This is a genomic window from Serratia sp. 2723 (assembly GCF_050434425.1).
Lineage (GTDB): Bacteria > Pseudomonadota > Gammaproteobacteria > Enterobacterales > Enterobacteriaceae > Chania.
The window spans coordinates 289732-306590 of sequence record NZ_JBNDIN010000005.1; the positions used below are offsets into that span (position 1 = coordinate 289732).

At 53.1% G+C, this 16859-nt stretch carries 16 protein-coding genes; 9 read left to right on the plus strand and 7 right to left on the minus strand.

From position 1 onward, the window contains the following. Positions 1-34: 34 nt before the first annotated feature. On the plus strand, positions 35-721 hold the full coding sequence (locus ABIE29_RS10250) for a MarC family NAAT transporter (RefSeq protein ID WP_429618469.1): 687 nt from the start codon (positions 35-37) through the stop codon (positions 719-721). A 37-nt stretch (positions 722-758) separates the two neighbouring features. On the opposite strand, the gene ABIE29_RS10255 is transcribed toward ABIE29_RS10250, so the two are convergent. The 6 genes from ABIE29_RS10255 to ABIE29_RS10280 form a co-directional block, all read right to left on the minus strand. Then, positions 759-2042, minus strand: a complete 1284-nt coding sequence (locus ABIE29_RS10255) for an HAAAP family serine/threonine permease (RefSeq protein ID WP_429618471.1) — start codon at positions 2040-2042, stop codon at positions 759-761. Positions 2043-2272: 230 nt separating this feature from the next. Further along, the gene (locus tag ABIE29_RS10260) at positions 2273-3157 is read right to left on the minus strand and encodes a PHP domain-containing protein (protein ID WP_429618472.1); all 885 of its coding nucleotides are present in this window, start codon (positions 3155-3157) and stop codon (positions 2273-2275) included. Positions 3158-3923: 766 nt separating this feature from the next. After that, complete coding sequence (locus ABIE29_RS10265; RefSeq protein WP_429618473.1) at positions 3924-5264, minus strand: c-type cytochrome; 1341 nt, start codon at positions 5262-5264, stop codon at positions 3924-3926. An 11-nt stretch (positions 5265-5275) separates the two neighbouring features. Continuing rightward, positions 5276-7060, minus strand: coding sequence for a GMC family oxidoreductase (locus ABIE29_RS10270; protein WP_429618475.1), 1785 nt, complete (start codon positions 7058-7060; stop codon positions 5276-5278). A gap of 2 nt (positions 7061-7062) precedes the next feature. Next, on the minus strand, positions 7063-7788 hold the full coding sequence (locus ABIE29_RS10275) for a gluconate 2-dehydrogenase subunit 3 family protein (protein WP_429618476.1): 726 nt from the start codon (positions 7786-7788) through the stop codon (positions 7063-7065). 306 nt (positions 7789-8094) lie between these two features. Further along, the gene (locus tag ABIE29_RS10280) at positions 8095-8757 is read right to left on the minus strand and encodes a transglycosylase SLT domain-containing protein (protein WP_429618478.1); all 663 of its coding nucleotides are present in this window, start codon (positions 8755-8757) and stop codon (positions 8095-8097) included. A gap of 109 nt (positions 8758-8866) precedes the next feature. Between ABIE29_RS10280 and ghoS the strand changes: the two genes are divergently transcribed. From ghoS to ABIE29_RS10310, 6 genes are all read left to right on the plus strand, one after another. Then, positions 8867-9166, plus strand: coding sequence for a type V toxin-antitoxin system endoribonuclease antitoxin GhoS (gene ghoS / locus ABIE29_RS10285; protein WP_429618480.1), 300 nt, complete (start codon positions 8867-8869; stop codon positions 9164-9166). Positions 9167-9296: 130 nt separating this feature from the next. Next, positions 9297-10232, plus strand: coding sequence for a metal ABC transporter substrate-binding protein (locus ABIE29_RS10290; RefSeq protein ID WP_429618482.1), 936 nt, complete (start codon positions 9297-9299; stop codon positions 10230-10232). After that, on the plus strand, positions 10229-11119 hold the full coding sequence (locus tag ABIE29_RS10295) for a manganese/iron ABC transporter ATP-binding protein (protein WP_429618484.1): 891 nt from the start codon (positions 10229-10231) through the stop codon (positions 11117-11119). Before ABIE29_RS10290 ends, ABIE29_RS10295 begins: the two co-directional genes overlap by 4 nt. Then, complete coding sequence (locus ABIE29_RS10300; RefSeq protein ID WP_429618486.1) at positions 11119-11982, plus strand: metal ABC transporter permease; 864 nt, start codon at positions 11119-11121, stop codon at positions 11980-11982. The genes ABIE29_RS10295 and ABIE29_RS10300 overlap by 1 nt, the downstream gene beginning before the upstream one ends. After that, entirely contained in the window at positions 11982-12842 is an 861-nt protein-coding gene (locus ABIE29_RS10305) for a metal ABC transporter permease (protein ID WP_429618487.1), read from the plus strand. The genes ABIE29_RS10300 and ABIE29_RS10305 overlap by 1 nt, the downstream gene beginning before the upstream one ends. A 375-nt stretch (positions 12843-13217) precedes the next feature. Next, a complete protein-coding gene (locus ABIE29_RS10310) occupies positions 13218-14087 on the plus strand; it encodes a fructosamine kinase family protein (RefSeq protein WP_429618489.1) in 870 nt (289 codons plus the stop codon). A gap of 88 nt (positions 14088-14175) precedes the next feature. Here ABIE29_RS10310 and ABIE29_RS10315 read toward each other — a convergent pair whose 3' ends face one another. Further along, positions 14176-14736, minus strand: a complete 561-nt coding sequence (locus tag ABIE29_RS10315; RefSeq protein WP_024486719.1) for a YniB family protein — start codon at positions 14734-14736, stop codon at positions 14176-14178. Positions 14737-14948: 212 nt separating this feature from the next. Here ABIE29_RS10315 and hxpB point away from each other — a divergent pair, with 212 nt between their 5' ends. Both hxpB and ABIE29_RS10325 read left to right on the plus strand, forming a co-directional pair. Next, positions 14949-15614, plus strand: coding sequence for a hexitol phosphatase HxpB (gene hxpB, locus ABIE29_RS10320; protein ID WP_429618491.1), 666 nt, complete (start codon positions 14949-14951; stop codon positions 15612-15614). Between the two features lie 525 nt (positions 15615-16139). After that, positions 16140-16688, plus strand: a complete 549-nt coding sequence (locus tag ABIE29_RS10325) for a metal-dependent hydrolase (protein ID WP_429618493.1) — start codon at positions 16140-16142, stop codon at positions 16686-16688. Positions 16689-16859: the final 171 nt, after the last annotated feature.

Sequence of the window (16859 nt, forward strand, 5' to 3'; positions counted from 1 at the left end):
GCCCTCATTTCATTCTCTTGCTGGGGTTTGTTTTATGTCGAGTATTTTGCAGTTTTTTCAGGCCATCGGGCTGGGGATAGCCCTACTGTTGCCACTGGCCAACCCGTTGACCACCGTGGCGCTGCTGCTTGGTCTGTCGGGAAATATGACCAACGAAGAGCGCAACCATCAGTCTCTGATGGCTTCGGTCTACGTATTCTGCATCATGACGGTGGCGTTCTATGCCGGTCAACTGGTCATGAGCACCTTTGGGATCTCCATCCCCGGGCTGCGGATCGCCGGGGGCTTGATTGTCGCCTTTATCGGTTTTCGCATGTTATTCCCACAGCAAAGTGCCGATGAAACACCGGAGGTAGAAACCAAAAGCAGAGAACTGCACAAGAAACCCTCGGCCAATATCGCCTTTGTCCCGCTGGCCATGCCAAGTACCGCTGGGCCGGGTACCATCGCCATGATCATCAGCACCGCATCCAGCGTCAACGAAAATACCCTGGGCTTTGCCCACTGGGTGCTGCTGGCCGCACCGGTGGCCATTTTCCTGTCGATAGCGGTCATTCTATGGATCTGTTTACGCAGCTCCACGGCAATCATGAAACTGGTTGGCGAAAGTGGTATCGAAGCTATTTCCCGCCTGATGGGCTTCCTGTTGGTGTGTATGGGCGTGCAGTTTATTATCAACGGCGTACTGGAGCTGATCTCTACCTACGTGCCAATGACCTGACCCAACCGGCCCCGCTGTTGCGGGGCCAATTTGCCCGTTATGCCAAACCGTAAACCAGAGCGGAAAGCGCAATCAGCCCCATCACCAGCACAAAACCATTACTCAAGGCGCGATAACGGCGCATAGCCGGAACCGCGCGCACCGCATACATCGGCAGAATAAACAGGATCACCGCAATCAGCGGACCGCTGATGGTTTCAATGATATGCAAGGCGCTCGGATTCCAGACGGTGGCTGCCCAGGTGAGCAAGAACAGCACCACGCCGGAAATGCGATGGGTCGTCACGGCACTCAGCGGCTTGCCAACGGCACGTGTTAGGCCATCGATCAGGCTGGTTGCCCCTTCGGTTACGCCTAATGAAGTGCCAAGATAGGACTTTGCCATCGCCAACATCGCCATCACCGGCCCAAGATAGGCTATCAGCGGATTGGAAAACTTGTTGGCCAGAGTGGTCAACACCGTGATGTTCTGCGCTTTCGCCTGCTCCATCTCCTGGTGCGAAAGGCTCAGCACGCAGCTGAACACGAAGAACAGCACCGTGACGCAAATCAGCAGGTAGCTGTAACGCATAATCCGCGCGCAACGGCGCTCGGCGTTGTCACCGTATAAGCTGTTCTGGGTGGAAGCGAACGACGAAATGATCGGCGCATGACTAAAGGAAAATACCATCACCGGGACCGCCAACCACAGCGAGTGCCACAGATCGGGGCTGCCAAGTTGGGTGTTGGCCAAACCACTGACAAAGTTCTCGGTCTGCCAGGTGGGTACCAGATACAACGAAATCCCCATCAGAAACACCAGCAATGGGAATACCAGAACGCCCATCGCGGCCACGATCGTGTCCTTTCCGCGCAGCAGCACCAGATTGAGCACCACCACCACCGCCAAACTCAGCCAGACGCGGGGGACTGGGGCAAAGTGAAATTGGTGAGTCAGGAAACTGTCCAACGCGTTGGTGATGGAAATACTGTAGACCAGCACGATGGGGAAAAACGCCATCAGGTACAGCACCATAATGAGCTTGCCGGCTAACACGCCGAAATGCTCGACCACCACGTCCTGAATATTGCCATCGCGGCTGGAGCCGGAAAGGACAAAGCGGGTTAACGCCAGATGGGGTAAATAGGTCAAAGGGAAGGCAAACAGTGCCATCAATAGCAGCACCAGTGGGCCATTCAGACCGGCATTGATCGGCAGAAACAGGGTGCCGGCGCCCACGGCAGTGGCGTATAAACCGAACATCCAGACGGTGTCGGTCTTGTTCCATTTGGCAGATTGGGCAATAGCCAACCTGCCATGATCTGGAGAAATCGTACTCATGAGACAGCTTACCTTAATCTACAGCGCCAACGATTGCGCCCGACGGAAACTCCCTTCCCCGTAGAATGTTCATATAAAACAGGATGTTAATGGCGAGAAAAATTCACCTACCTGATAAAAGGACGGCAAAGGATAAAGAAAATATCTGGAATGGTCTATATTTCGGCGGTTAACTGCGCGCTTCGTGAGCAGCCGATACCGCCCACGAGCCATATGGAATGAAACAATGCCTAGGCGCTGGCGGCGGCGACAAACCGGAGTATTTCACCAATATGCTGCGGGCCGTAAGCACATTGCCCTACTTCTATTTTTGGCTTGTTACGCCCGTGGAAGTCGCTGCCGCAGGTAACAAACGCCGAGCGGCTCACGGTAAACTCATACAACTGGCTGGCCAATTCGGGTGAATGATAGCTTGAGAACGCCTCTACCCCCATCACACCAATCTTCAACATTTCATCGATGACTTGGGTATGGTCCTGTTTAACGTTGGCACCGATATGCGCCAGGATCGGTATTCCTCCGTTATGGCGGATCACCTCCACCATGCGGCTCATGGCGGGATAGGTGACCGGCATATAGCACACCTTTCCTGGGCCAAAAAAGTCCCAGTAGAAATTGATTAGTGGCATATCGGCCCTTTCCCCCCCGGGCCGATAAGGCATCAGCAACGGATGCCCATCATTACGTGGATCGTCGAGTATCACTTCACCCATCTGCTCTTCCTGCGGGATGGCACCACCGCATACCTGCTCCAGGCGTTGCTCATCCAGATGGAATTTCAATCCGCGCAGCCTGGCAAACTTTTGCGGCGTCAGTTCCCGTTGAATAGTGCTGAAATTGTTATAGATTTCCACAAAGTCATTGCTGGGGGTAAACCCGTAGCCCAACAGGTGGAAGTTACGCCCTGCGAAGGTGCAGTCGATCTCGATACCGGACAAGACATTGAGGCTGGACGATGCCAGGGCCTTGGCCTCCGGCACCGAATTGGCATTATTATGGTCGGTCACCGCCAACGTACTGATGCCGTTGGCCAGGCAGCGCGCAATCACCGTCTCAACCGGGAAGTCTGCATCATCGCTGTAGTTGGAATGCATATGCAGGTCGATTTTTTCCATGGCAATGTCTTTTGGCGAATGCTCAATTACAAAGACCATACTAAAGCAGCCGCTGAATGCATACAGTGGATTAGACACTTTTTATCTACAGGATCACAAAAGCGTGGGTCTGCTCACGGGTAGTAGATCGACATTTTGACGAGATCGATAACGGTGCAAATTGTTAACAGGCATTGGTAGTGTCAAATAGCTGCGGCTTCTTGGTCATCAATCTAAAATGCCCCGCTTTTCCGGGGCATTTCACCTGAAGAAATCTGCTTTTTGACCAAATATGGCAAACCACAACCTATCATGTTCGGAAAAGCAGAATATCGATAAACCTTACACATTTCCTTTTGAGATTGATGCGCTTCCTGTAGGTATATTTTCGACCAAGGCCAATACAGATGCGCTTACGTCTATCGATCTCAAAAGCAATGGAAACATACACCACCATCAATAATGCTATCACCATCACGCTCATAACCTCCCCTTGGTTTCAACGCTTCCTTGTGATTAACATTAATAACACTAATGATAATTTTATTCACCATGAAAAAAAAACATTAGAACTCAATCAATAACAATGACATAACATAAATCCTAGGTACAACATCCTGTAGAAATGTAACATAATCAGATCAAACAGCTTAAAACACTAGCAACACACTGCTAAAAGCGATTAAAAAGCAACCACAGAAAAATGATTAACAACTCTAATTTATTCAAGGGGGGAATGAAAGACGATTAAAGGGCCTCGAACGAGGCCCTTGGACAGATTGGAAGATTACTTGGCGCCCACCGGTGCTGACTCTGGAATAGCAGAGCTGCCCATCGCCTTCTCATCACGGATTATGGAACGATCCTTACGCACGTCAGCCACATCGGAGGCACTGATGGCTTTGGCGTTGTTACCCCAGCTGGAACGGATAAAGTTCACCACGTCCGCTACCTGCTGATCGTTCAAGCGCCAGCCAAACGGCGGCATGGTGAGGTTGGAAACCGCTCCCTTCACCGCTGGCGTGGTATTGCCAACCAGCACAATGTGGATCAGCGAAGTCGCGTCTTCGGTCTGTACCACCGGGTTGCCCTTCAACGCCGGGAAAGCACGTTGGTAGCCAACGCCATCGGTGCGGTGGCAAGCGGCACAGTTATCGACGTACAGCGCGGCTCCGGGCTTGCTGTCGTTACCACGCCATAAATCTTTGGCGACGCTGTCTTCAACCGGTGCGGCCTGCTGTTTACCGTCTTTCGGCGGCAAGGTTTTCAAATAGCGGGCGATCGCGGTCAAATCCTCATCGCTGAGATATTGCAGACTATGTTCGACCACGTCGCTCATGCCACCAAATACCACCGACTTAGCGTTACGGCCGGTTTTCAGGAACTCGGTCAGTTCGCTCTCACTCCAGGTACCCAGGCCATCTTTATTATCACCACGCAGGCTGGATGCCACCCAACCGTCGATCGGCGCGTTGCTGCCGGACAGGTAATCATCCCCTTCCGTGTTGCTCAACGCCTTCTCTTGCATGGTCAGGCTGCGCGGCGTATGGCATGCTCCGCAGTGCCCCAGCCCTTCGACCAGATAGCGGCCACGTTCAATAACCGGATCGGCGTTGGCGTTTGCCGCGAAATCTGCCGGTGTTGGTGCAAACATCGAGCGCCAGATGTGTAGCGGCCAGCGCATGGACAACGGCCAGGGAATATCAGAGTCTTTGTTCGCTTGTTTCACTGGCTGCACGCCGTGCATGAAATAGGCGTACATGGCACGCATATCCTCTTCTTTCACCAGCGCAAACGAAGGATAAGGCATCGCCGGGTACAGGGTGCTACCGTTCTTGGCGACACCTTTACGTACCGCATCGTCGAAATCTTCAAAACTGTAGTCGCCAATGCCGGTGGTTTTGTCCGGGGTGATGTTGGTGGAATAGATAGTGCCAATCGGCGTTTCCATCGCCAAACCACCAGCAAAGGGCACGCCGCCCTTGCCATTGGTATGGCAGGCTACACAGTCACCGGCACGTGCCAGATATTCACCCCGTTTGAGCAAGTCGCTGCTGACCGCCGCGTCCTGCGCCAAAACGGAAAAACTCAGTGCACTGAGAACCAGTGCGGGAACCAAAACTTTCATCACTCGCATCCTCATGCCTGTACCAATGGGCCTGGGTTTTTCAGATACTGATCGCGAATGGCACGGGCAGACCAGTAGGCCAACGCGGCAACGGTGCCGGTCGGGTTGTAGCCTAGCCCCTGCGGGAAGGCTGATGCGCCGATCGAGAACACGTTATGCACGTCCCAGCTTTGCAGATAGCGGTTTACCGCGCTGGTCTTCGGATCCTCCCCCATCACCGCACCGCCGTTCATGTGCGTGGTTTGATAGCTGGTGGTATCGAAATGGCTGTTAGCGTTTTTCGGGCTGCCGGAAATCAGTTTCGGGTTCATCGCCTTGGCGATGGGGGCCATCTTGTTAAACATAAACTGCGCCATCTTGATGTCGTTTTCCTGCCAGTCGAAGGTCATGCGTAGCAGCGGTTGGCCAAAGACGTTCTTATAGGTCGGATCGAGATCGAGGTAGTTGCTACGATAGGACTGGTGCGCGCCATGCGCATCCATAGAGACATGGTGCGTATAGGCATCCGCCACCGCAGCTTTCCACTTGCTGCCCCAGGCTGGAGTGCCAGGAGGCGTCGGCAGACCGGAGATAGGCTTGGTACCCGCCTGGTTGACCCAGAACGGTGAGCCACCGACAAAACCTTCTTTGCCGTGGTCAAAGTTATCCGCATTGAAATCATCCACGCCAACGCCGTTACCGCCCGCGCCAATAAACGGGTTGGTGTGGACGTCCTTATCGAAGAACGCCTTGATGGTGGTCATATTCTGGTAGGCAAAGTTACGCCCAACCACCCCTTCACCGGTCTGTGGATCGTAAGGCTTGCCAATACCGGAGAGCAGCATCAGGTGTACGTTGTGGAACTGGAAGGCTCCGAGGATCACCAGATCGGCAGGTTGTTCGATCTCTCGCCCCTGGGCATCGATATAGTTGACCCCGGTCGCCCGGCTTTTGTCTGCGGTCAGGTTAACCTTCAGCACGTTGGCGTTGGTGCGCAGCTCAAAGCGCTTCTCCATCCGCAGTGCTGGCAGGATATTGACGTTTGGCGAGGCCTTGGAATACATGTAGCAGGCATAACCGCTGCAATAACCGCAGAAGTTGCAAGGCCCCATCTGCGCGCCATAGGGGTTGGTATAGGAATCTGAGGTATTGGCAGAGGGCAGATTGTAAGGGTGATAACCCACCTCACGCGCCGCCTTTTCAAACAGCTGCGCGGAGAAGGTGTTCTTCTGCGCTGGCAGCGGGAAATGGTCGGAACGGTCAGGTGCAAAGGGGTTTCCACCTTTGTCTTTACCCACCAACTGCCCCTTCACCGTCCAGGCAGTGCCGGAGGTACCGAATACCTTCTCGGCCTTATCGAAGAACGGCTCCAGCTCGTCGTAGCTCACCCCAAAATCCTGGATCGTCATGTCTTTTGGAATAAAGCTTTTGCCGTAGCGCTCTTCATAATGGCTGCGCATTCGCAGCTCGATAGGATCGATACGGAAATGCACGCCAGACCAGTGCAGGCCAGCTCCGCCCACGCCGGTGCCCGGCAGGAAAGCCGCCAACTGGCGATAAGGCACTGCGGTTTGGCTGGCGTTGTGACGGATGGTCACGGTACTTTTGGAAAGGTCCTGGAACAGCTTGCGGCGGATATTATAGGTCAGTTCATCGATCACCTGCGGGTAGGAGCCGTCTGGGTAGGTATCGCGCATCGGGCCACGCTCAAGCGCCACCACGTTAAGCCCGGCCTCGGTCAACTCCTTGGCCATAATGGCACCAACCCAGCCAAAACCGACGATCACCACATCCTGCTTTTTCATTACCGTTGCCATAATTACCCTCTCTCCCCACGAATAGATACCGGCGGGAAGGGATAACGTTCCCCTCGCTCAACCCAGTCCATAAAGTCGGCGCGCGCGCCCGGAAAATTGATCAGCTTCCATCCCACCATCTCTTTGTTACCGCCATGGATCGGATCGCTGAAAAAGCCTTCACGGGTGTTTTGCAACAGATAAGAGAAGAACAGCTTGGCAGGCAGTTGCACAAACTCGGCTTCACCGGATTCAAACTTTTGCAACAGCGCATCCTGTTGTGCGCCATCCAGTTCGGCGAATACTTTACCTGTCGTTTTCTTGCTGTAGGCATCCGCGTCGCTGATGCCCAGGTTATAAATCTGTTTGGGTACCAACGGCAGTTGATAACCCATTTCCGGAGCGACATCGGGATTGAACGGCCCTTGCATGTACCAGATTGCACCGGTGGCATAAGGCGTATTCATCTGACGATCGATAAACTCCGGCACGCCGGCTTCCAAAGCGCCCGGGCCGCGATCGTCCGCAGGGATCAAACGCGCCACCGCCGCCTGAACAAAGGCCCACTCTTCGGGGGTAAAGAAGGTGGGTTGATAGTCAGCTTGCTTGGGGGTATCGCTAGCGGCAAGCACAGATGTGGGTGTCGTCAGGGCACCCACACCGCTGCCACCGATAACGGCTGCGGGGATCAGCGTCATCGATTTCAGTAAGAAATCACGCCGGGAATTGTTGGTTTTATCGTTCGACATAGCACATTCCTTCCGAAAAGAATCACAACTATTTAACCTCAACCTTGTGGTCTATGCGGAGTTTAAACATATATTGTTACGTAATTGTTTATTTATTGAAGGTCAGAATGTGAGCTTTAGCAACAATGTTACCGGTAACTAATTGATTGAACGTAAAGTTTTCTTTGTTAATGTAAAATTAACAATTTGTGCGCTTTTTAGAACATCAGGCAGCAGATAGGCGGAAATGGGATGTGGAACACATTTTTAGCGGTAAGAAATAGCAAAACCGGCCCCTTACTGAGGCCGGTTGTAGGCAATCTGAGGCTAGTAGGCCATCGCTTGATAAGCGGTGGTAACCTTCCACAAGTAACGCGGCGCTTGTGGTGCCGGGTGTTTCTTCTGGATATGCTGATAAAACTCTTCCGGGCTCATCTGATTAATGCGGTTTACCGCCACGCGCTTATCCGATGAGAAGGTCCGTAACATCGCGCCTGCCCCGTTCACATAGGAAACAATAGTGGCATAGCGCAGCGTTTGTGGATTGGTGATCCCGGCTAGCTGCTGGCTTTGAAGAATATTGATATAGGCTGTTCCCAGATCAATATTAACCGCCGGATCCTTCAACTCACGTGAACTTGGCTGCCCGTTCTTGCCCTTCATACGGTAAGCATCACGCCCAGCGGTTGAGGCTTTCAGCTGCATTAGCCCCACGGCATTCGAGGTGCTGACCACGTTCGGGTTAAACCCGGACTCCACCTGAATGATCGCCTTAATCAGCGTTTCGTCGACGCCATAGTTGCTGGCGGCCTGGCGGATATAATCGTTATAAGCGACCGGTGTGCCGGTACGGTTGCTTGGTGTTTGCGGTGGGGTTTTTAGCCAACCGCCCGAAGTGCCACTGCCTGCCTGATTGCTCGTTGTTTGCGGATCTTTCGCACAACCGGCTAATAGTACGATTGCCATCAGGCAACCTATTTTTGTTTTCACAGAATCCCTCACTCCTTTCAATGAGTTGCGTAGCATATACAACGGGTAAGGATACCTGCATAACTTTTTTGGTCTATTCTCAGGTTATCCATATACCAAGAGGTGATTTATGAGTCAATCTTCGTCCACAGGTTATGTGGTGTCTTTCACCTATCTGGAACAGAGCTTAACCGATTTAGCTGAATTAACAGGACAAATGACGCTGGCCGGTTTTTCCACCACGCTCAGCGACAGCAAGGGCGTTCCCCATGAGCTTGGGATCAACAGTTTTTCGCTAACAATGTCATTAAATCAAGAAGATGTAAAACAGTTGGCGCAGGGGTTGGGCGAGGTGGCATTGGGGGCAAAACCCGAGGTGGAGATAATCACTGCCAGTGACTACTTTAAGCGGTTACATCCCGATACATAAAATGTTATAACTCACACGGCGGCACCATTCCATTAACAATAAAATAACCCTTTGGCAAAGCTGGGTGATGCTTGACTTCCGCTCAATTGATATTGATAATCATTTTCATTTGAAACAAGGAGACGCCATCATGCCAATGAAAAACAGAGTATTTACCCGTCATTGTAGCTTGTCCCGCTTTCGCCCTCTTGCCCTGCTCTGCGTATGCCTTAGCATTGTTGCTGTGAGCCAACCAGCTCTGGCGAAGGATAAACTGCGCGTGGTGACAACCTTCACCATTATCCAGGATATCGCCCAGAATGTGGCGGGCGATGCCGCCGTGGTGGAGTCCATCACCAAACCTGGAGCGGAAATCCACGACTACCAGCCCACGCCGCGCGATATCGTTAAGGCACAGCACGCCGATCTGATTTTATGGAACGGGATGAATCTGGAACGCTGGTTCCAACGCTTCTTCGAAAATATCAAACAGGTTCCCGCCGCAGTGGTGACCGAAGGGATCACTCCACTTCCGATCCACGAAGGCCCATATAACGGTAACCCAAATCCCCATGCCTGGATGTCACCAAGCAATGCGCTGATCTACGTTGAGAACATCCGCAAAGCGTTGGTACAGTACGATCCCGACAACGCGGAAAGCTATAACCGCAATGCCAAAGCCTACGCTGAAAAAATCGCGGCGCTGGATGCCCCACTACGCGAACGTTTGTCTCGCATTCCGTCAGCCCAACGCTGGCTGGTGACCAGCGAAGGTGCCTTTAGCTATCTGGCCAAAGATTATCAGCTGCAAGAAGTCTATCTGTGGCCGATCAATGCCGACGAACAAGGCTCACCACAGCAAGTACGCCGAGTGATCGATACCGTGCGGGCCAACCACATTCCGGTGGTGTTCAGCGAAAGCACCATTTCGGATAAACCCGCCAAGCAGGTGGCCAAAGAAACCGGTGCGCAATACGGTGGTGTGCTGTATGTCGATTCGCTGTCTGCCGCCGACGGGCCGGTGCCCACCTATATCGATCTGCTCAATGCCACCGTGCAAACCATCGCCAAAGGGTTCAATCAATGAGTACAGAGACCTTTATCCGCCCCGAACTCAACGTGGATGACGTATCGGTCACCTATAATAATGGCCATACGGCAATCCATAACGCCAGCTTTACCCTTAGCGGTGGTTCGATCTGTGCACTGGTGGGAGTTAATGGCAGCGGGAAATCAACCCTCTTCAAAAGCATCATGGGCCTGATAAAACCGACGTCCGGCCAGGTGATGCTGAGCGGGCAACCGGTTGTCGCTGCGCTGAAGAAAAACATTATCGCCTACGTGCCGCAGACCGAAGAGGTTGACTGGAACTTCCCGGTGCTGGTGGAAGACGTGGTGATGATGGGCCGCTACGGCAAAATGAACTTCTTGCGCATTCCGACTAAGGAAGACCGGCTGTGGGTCGATAAGGCGCTGGAACGCGTTGGCCTGAGTGAGCTACGTAGCCGACAGATCGGTGAGCTTTCCGGCGGGCAAAAAAAGCGTGTATTCCTGGCCCGTGCCCTGGCTCAGCAGGGAACGGTACTGCTGCTTGATGAGCCTTTTACCGGCGTGGATGTCAAAACCGAGAACGCCATTATCGAGCTGTTACGTTCGCTGCGCGATGAGGGTCACCTGATCCTGGTATCGACCCACAACCTCGGCAGCGTACCGGAATTTTGCGATCGGGTGATCCTGATTAACCGTACCGTGCTGGCCACCGGGCCGCTCGAAACCACCTTCACGCAAAGCAATCTGGAATTGGCATTCGGCGGCGTATTGCGCCATATCAACCTCTCTGGGCCCGATCTGCACGATGATAACGATCCCCGCACCGTGACGGTATTAACCGATGACGAACGCCCTGCGGTGTTTTATGGTCATACCAAAAGCGATCCTCCGGCGCAAAGTCAGCAAAAGGAGAATAATCCCTGATGCTCGAGATCCTGCTGCAACCGTTCAACTACAACTATATGGTCAAGGCGATGTGGGTTAGCGCCATCGTCGGCGCGGCCTGCGCTTTTCTGTCGGCGTATCTGATGCTGAAAGGCTGGTCGTTAATGGGCGATGCGCTTTCCCACTCCGTGGTCCCTGGCGTGGCCGGTGCCTATGCCCTCGGCCTGCCTTATGCGGCCGGTGCGTTTTTCACCGGCATGCTGGCCGCGCTGGCGATGACGTTGGTACGTCACGTTACCCGCCTACGTGAAGATGCGATTATCGGCTTTATTTTCTCTACCTTTTTCGCCGTCGGCCTGCTGATTATTTCGCTCAATCCCACCTCGGTGAATGTGCAGTCGATCATCTTCGGCAACATTCTCGGCATCGCGGACGAAGACGTGTTGCAGGTGGAAATTATTATCGGCGTTTCGTTACTGATCTTATGCCTGGTGTGGAAAGACTTGCTAGCGGTGTTTTTTGACGAAAACCACGCGGTATCAATCGGGCTTTCGCCATTGAAGTTGAAGATCCTGTTCTTTACCCTGCTTAGCGCCTGTACCGTGGCCGCACTGCAAACCGTCGGCGCCATTTTGGTGATCGCCATGGTGATCACTCCCGGTGCCACCGCCTATCTGCTGACCGACCGTTTTGGCCGGTTGGTGATTATCGCCATTGCGATCGGAGCCTTGACCAGCAGCCTGGGCGCTTACCTCAGCTTCTTCGTCGACGGGGCTACCGGCGGCGTGATCGTCACGCTGCAAACGCTGGTGTTCCTGGTCGCCTTCCTGTTTGCACCGAAGCACGGGCTGTTAGCCTCAAAACGCCGTGTCACCCATGGCAACTCCCCGGAGGGTAACTGATGGAACTTCTGTTGCAATGGCTCTCGGAGCCGTTCGCCTATCCCTTTATGCAGCGCGCCATCATCGCGGCCATCGTCACCGGCGTGGTCTGCGCCGTGCTGTCTTGTTATCTGGTGTTGAAGGGCTGGTCACTGATGGGGGATGCCATCTCTCACGCCGTGCTACCCGGCATTGTATTGGCCTTTGTATTCAGTATTCCGCTGGCGATTGGCGCATTTCTTTCCGGCATTTTCTGCGCAGTGGCGACGGGCTATCTGAAAGAGCACAGCCGAGTTAAGGAAGATACCGTGATGGGGATCGTGTTCTCCGGTATGTTTGCCTTTGGACTGGTGCTGTTTGCCCGCATCGATACCGATCAACACCTCAGCCATATCCTGTTCGGCAATATGTTGGGGATCACCGACGGTGAGTTGCGGCAAACATTGTGGATCGCCGGGATCACGCTGGCGATCGTGCTGCTCAAGCGCCAGGACTTTATGCTGTACTGTTTCGATCCCAACCATGCGCGCGTCATCGGCCTGCCGGTGAAGTTACTGCACTACGGCTTACTGTGCCTGCTGGCGTTAACCATTGTGGCCTCGCTACAGGCGGTGGGGGTGATCCTGGTGATTGCGATGCTGATCGCACCGGGGATCATTGCGTTCACCCTGTGTCGCAGCTTCAACCGGATGCTGATCATTGCCACCGTCGCTTCGGTTTTTTCCTGCGTGCTGGGGACGCTGATCAGCTTTCATATCGACGGCGCAACCGGGCCGTGCATCGTTATTGTGCAGGCGGTGCTGTTTGTCATCGCCCTGCTCTATAGCCACTTCAAACCCGTGCAACACCACGAGAACGGCCTGGCTAAGGATCATTCGTAGGGACCACCATATGTGTTGATACGAAACTTACCGCACTGCCACTGCCGACTCAACTCCATTCACCAAGTCGCCCTCACCCTAACCCTCTCCCCCAGGAGAGGGAACAGAATGTGCCACCGATTGGCTCCTGCCCCTACCCACGGCTCCACGACAGCTCCCTCGCCCTGCGCGGGAGAGATACCGTCTTGTCGGCTATCCCGCAAGCGGCATTAAGCATAAGCGTACTTAAATTAATCAATAGCGTATATACTTTGACCAGACACGCAGCGATGATATTTTCGTCAATAGATGGCGCAGCTGTGCGCCACATCGTGTTTTCGCAGTAGGAAAGACGCTAACCTAATGAAATCGCAGGCAACACAGAAGGGGATTACTATGTGGCAAGCCGTTAGTCGTCTGTTGAGTGAACATCTTGGCAGCGCAGAAATCCGCGAAAGGACTGAACTGCCCGGGGGGGAAATCCACCCGGCGTGGCGCGTGAGTTACGGTGATAGCGAGGTATTTGTTAAATGTGATACCCGTGAAATGCTGCCGATATTCACCGCAGAGGCCGATCAACTGGCCCTACTGGCGCGCAGTAAGACTGTGCGAGTGCCTGAAGTGTATGGGGTTGGCAGCGATCGCGATTACAGTTTCCTGCTGCTGGAGTATCAACCCCTTAAGCCGCTGGATGCTCACGGGGCGCACTGCCTCGGGCAACAACTGGCCCGCCTGCACCAGTGGAGCGAACAACCACAGTTCGGCCTCGACTTCGATAACCATCTTTCCACCACACCGCAGCCCAACGCCTGGCAACGCCGCTGGGCGGAATTTTTTGCCGAGCAACGCATCGGCTGGCAGCTACAGCTGGCGGCGGAAAAGGGTATGACCTTCGGTGATATCGACGAAATTATCGACGTGGTGTATCTGCGCTTGCAAAACCATCAGCCACAGCCTTCCCTGCTGCACGGCGATCTGTGGCCTGCTAACTGCGCTCAGGCCGCCGATGGGCCTTTGCTGTTTGATCCAGCCTGTTACTGGGGCGACAGAGAGTGTGATTTGGCGATGCTGCCGCTTTATCCTGAATTGCCCACCCAGATTTATGACGGCTATCAGAGCGTGTGGCCGCTGGAGGCCGGTTTTATCGAACGCCAGCCGCTGTATCAACTTTATTACCTGCTCAACCGCAGCAACCTGTTTGGCGGTCAACATCTGGTCATGGCACAACGAGCCATCGACAATCTGCTCCACCCGGAGATGCTGTAAACGATAAGGTGCCGCATGCGGCACCTCAGATTGATGACAAAGCGGCAATATTACTGACTTATCTTAACGGGCGCAGCATGCAGCGCCCCTACGCCACTCCGGCCATTTGCCCTAGCAGCTTGAGTACAAAATAAGCCACTACGGCGATCACCACCGGCAAAATATACAACGGGAAGTATTGCAGCAAAATGGTGTGGTGCGGCAACGTTACCCGCTCCTCCAATTGCGCACGCGTGTGCCCTTCGCTACCCTTGGCCTGTTCCAGGATCATCTGATCTTCCAATCCCTCACGGATAAACTTCACCTGACGCGACATGCGCGCACCGGAGGTCTGCAATGCCAGGCCAACAAAAATGAGGAAGTAGATAATGATAAACATCAGATTAGCGCCGCTAAACAGGCTCTTATCCACGTCCGGTACCGGTGAGTTGTACCAGAAAATATTCAGGAATGGCGTATTGAAGCGCACCATATCGACCATGACGTGGACAAAATCCAGCATCACTGCGTTGATCCCTCTGGACTTCTCACTGTGTTGATAAACAAAACCCAGCAGTGAAACCAGCGTTGAAAGTAACGCCGGGATGAAAACGACCCATCCGAAAATGCGTTTCAGAATGGCAACGCGCCCAGCCTGTTGATACGTCATGTGTTCCCCTTGTAAGCGACGCAATCGTTGTTGCGCTAAGTCTACCTGTAGTTAATGAAACTCGCCCACCGTTTTCTTCGTCTTCCCATCTGAATCCAGTGAGATCCTGCACTTTGTCCCCCCTCCGGGTCCGAAGGATGCAGTTGCCTGAACAAAGATGATAGAGTGGCGAAAACATTTTCTTTTACTAGTACAACAGGGGTTAATTGTTAATGGCTTATTCGCAACGCATAACAACCACAATTTTTGATATGGACGGTTTATTGATTGATTCTGAGCCCCTGTGGCTACAGGCGGAAATGGACATCTTCAGCTCATTGGGACTGGATTTGTCCAATCGTCACAACCTGCCGGATACGCTGGGTTTGCGCATCGATCTGGTAGTGCGGATGTGGTTCCAGGCCATGCCGTGGCAAGGACCTTCTCAGGAGGAAGTGACTGGCCGCATAATCGAGCGGGCCATCGAGTTGGTGCAGGAAAAGCGCCCGTTGCTACCTGGGGTGCAACAAGCGTTGGAACTGTGCCGTAGCCTGGATCTGAATATCGGGCTGGCCTCCGCTTCTCCGCTACATATGCAGCAACAGGTGCTAAAGATGTTCGATCTGGAGAGTTACTTTGACCAGTTGGTTTCGGCCGAATACCTGCCGTATAGCAAACCGCACCCGGAAGTCTATCTGATCGCGGCCGAACGTCTGGGCAGCGATCCACAGCACTGCATTACTCTGGAAGACTCCTTCAACGGCATGATTGCCACCAAGGCGGCACGCATGAGGTCGATCGTGATCCCTGCGCACGAATACAGCCAGGATCCGCGCTGGGCCTTGGCCGACCTTAAACTGCAAAGTCTCGAGCAGTTGACTGCCGCACATCTGGCCTGATCTTGACGGCATCGGCCCTACCGGTGCCCTTTCCCCTTATTACGATAAAATAAAATACGATTTCATTTTTATTGAATTATTATACCATCCAAATTATGCTAATCGCATAAAGAAAACACCGGACAATTAGGTGTCACTGTCACTGCCACGCGGTAGCCATCGAAAGCCCGGTGTTTTCTTCCCTCACGACAGGCAGAACAAATCTATCATTTTGAATTCATTATACTTAATGGGGTAAATATCGCAGATCACTGGCTGTAATACCGGCCAAAGGCAAGGCATCGTGATTGGGCTGGCTCGTTGATCCCCACAGCAAACATATCTTCCCCCGAATTTGAACGGGTGCCGCATGCGGCCCTCCCTACATTAGAGTCTGCCTGTATACTGCATCCGTCAGAAATGAGGTTTCAACCCTTTGTAAAACGGCGTAAAATTAACAAATCGTTACAGGGTAACTGCTTCCGTTACTGTAAAAATTCCCATATACTGGATAAATTAACAGTTTAGTAGCCGGAATATAGCAACATGACCGCGGAAGGACATCTCCTATTCTCTGTTGCCTGCGCGATCTTTGCCAAGAAAGCGGAGGTGACTCCTGTGCTCGCCGCTGGCGATTGGTGGCACATCATTCCTGCCGCGCTACTGACGTCACTGTTACCCGATATCGATCACCCTAAATCCATCCTGGGCCAGCGCCTGCGCTGGATAGCCATCCCAATCTCACGCGCCTTTGGTCACCGCGGTTTCACCCATAGCCTGCTGGCGATCGTCGGCGGCATGTGGTTATTTCAGCTGGAGGTGCCGCGCGGTTGGCCGATCCCCGCGGATGTACTACACGCCATGATTATCGGTTATTTCAGCCACCTGCTGGCCGATATGCTGACCCCTGCTGGAGTACCATTGTTCTGGCCCTGCCGCTGGCGTTTCTGCCTGCCGATATTGAACTCACAAAAAGGCAATCAGCTGGAGAGGGTACTGTGTCTATGCCTGGTGGCTTTCGCCATTTACTGGCAAGGAGATTACACTCTTCCGGTGCAGTCATATTTTGAGCAAATTAAAAATATCCGACTGTGATCAACAAAACCGCCTATTTACCCGCCAAATCGCTCACTATGCCATCTATTTTCAGTAAAAAGTTATATTAAATACCTTTTAGATATAAGTGCGCTTCATCGCAAAATGTTACGATATTTACATCGTATTACATCGGTGCACAGCACCTTAAATATAAAAAAACAAGATTGG

What these genes read in the sequence shown, in the direction of transcription:
- ABIE29_RS10260 (WP_429618472.1), bottom strand. Translation starts at nt 3,157, where the DNA reads ATGGAAAAAATCGACCTGCATATGCATTCCAACTACAGCGATGATGCA.
- hxpB (WP_429618491.1), top strand. Translation starts at nt 14,949, where the DNA reads ATGGCTTATTCGCAACGCATAACAACCACAATTTTTGATATGGACGGT.
- ABIE29_RS10275 (WP_429618476.1), bottom strand. Translation starts at nt 7,788, where the DNA reads ATGTCGAACGATAAAACCAACAATTCCCGGCGTGATTTCTTACTGAAA.
- ABIE29_RS10310 (WP_429618489.1), top strand. Translation starts at nt 13,218, where the DNA reads ATGTGGCAAGCCGTTAGTCGTCTGTTGAGTGAACATCTTGGCAGCGCA.
- ABIE29_RS10315 (WP_024486719.1), bottom strand. Translation starts at nt 14,736, where the DNA reads ATGACGTATCAACAGGCTGGGCGCGTTGCCATTCTGAAACGCATTTTC.
- ABIE29_RS10250 (WP_429618469.1), top strand. Translation starts at nt 35, where the DNA reads ATGTCGAGTATTTTGCAGTTTTTTCAGGCCATCGGGCTGGGGATAGCC.
- ABIE29_RS10300 (WP_429618486.1), top strand. Translation starts at nt 11,119, where the DNA reads ATGCTCGAGATCCTGCTGCAACCGTTCAACTACAACTATATGGTCAAG.
- ABIE29_RS10270 (WP_429618475.1), bottom strand. Translation starts at nt 7,060, where the DNA reads ATGGCAACGGTAATGAAAAAGCAGGATGTGGTGATCGTCGGTTTTGGC.
- ABIE29_RS10295 (WP_429618484.1), top strand. Translation starts at nt 10,229, where the DNA reads ATGAGTACAGAGACCTTTATCCGCCCCGAACTCAACGTGGATGACGTA.
- ABIE29_RS10265 (WP_429618473.1), bottom strand. Translation starts at nt 5,264, where the DNA reads ATGAAAGTTTTGGTTCCCGCACTGGTTCTCAGTGCACTGAGTTTTTCC.
- ABIE29_RS10325 (WP_429618493.1), top strand. Translation starts at nt 16,140, where the DNA reads ATGACCGCGGAAGGACATCTCCTATTCTCTGTTGCCTGCGCGATCTTT.
- ABIE29_RS10305 (WP_429618487.1), top strand. Translation starts at nt 11,982, where the DNA reads ATGGAACTTCTGTTGCAATGGCTCTCGGAGCCGTTCGCCTATCCCTTT.
- ghoS (WP_429618480.1), top strand. Translation starts at nt 8,867, where the DNA reads ATGAGTCAATCTTCGTCCACAGGTTATGTGGTGTCTTTCACCTATCTG.
- ABIE29_RS10255 (WP_429618471.1), bottom strand. Translation starts at nt 2,042, where the DNA reads ATGAGTACGATTTCTCCAGATCATGGCAGGTTGGCTATTGCCCAATCT.
- ABIE29_RS10290 (WP_429618482.1), top strand. Translation starts at nt 9,297, where the DNA reads ATGCCAATGAAAAACAGAGTATTTACCCGTCATTGTAGCTTGTCCCGC.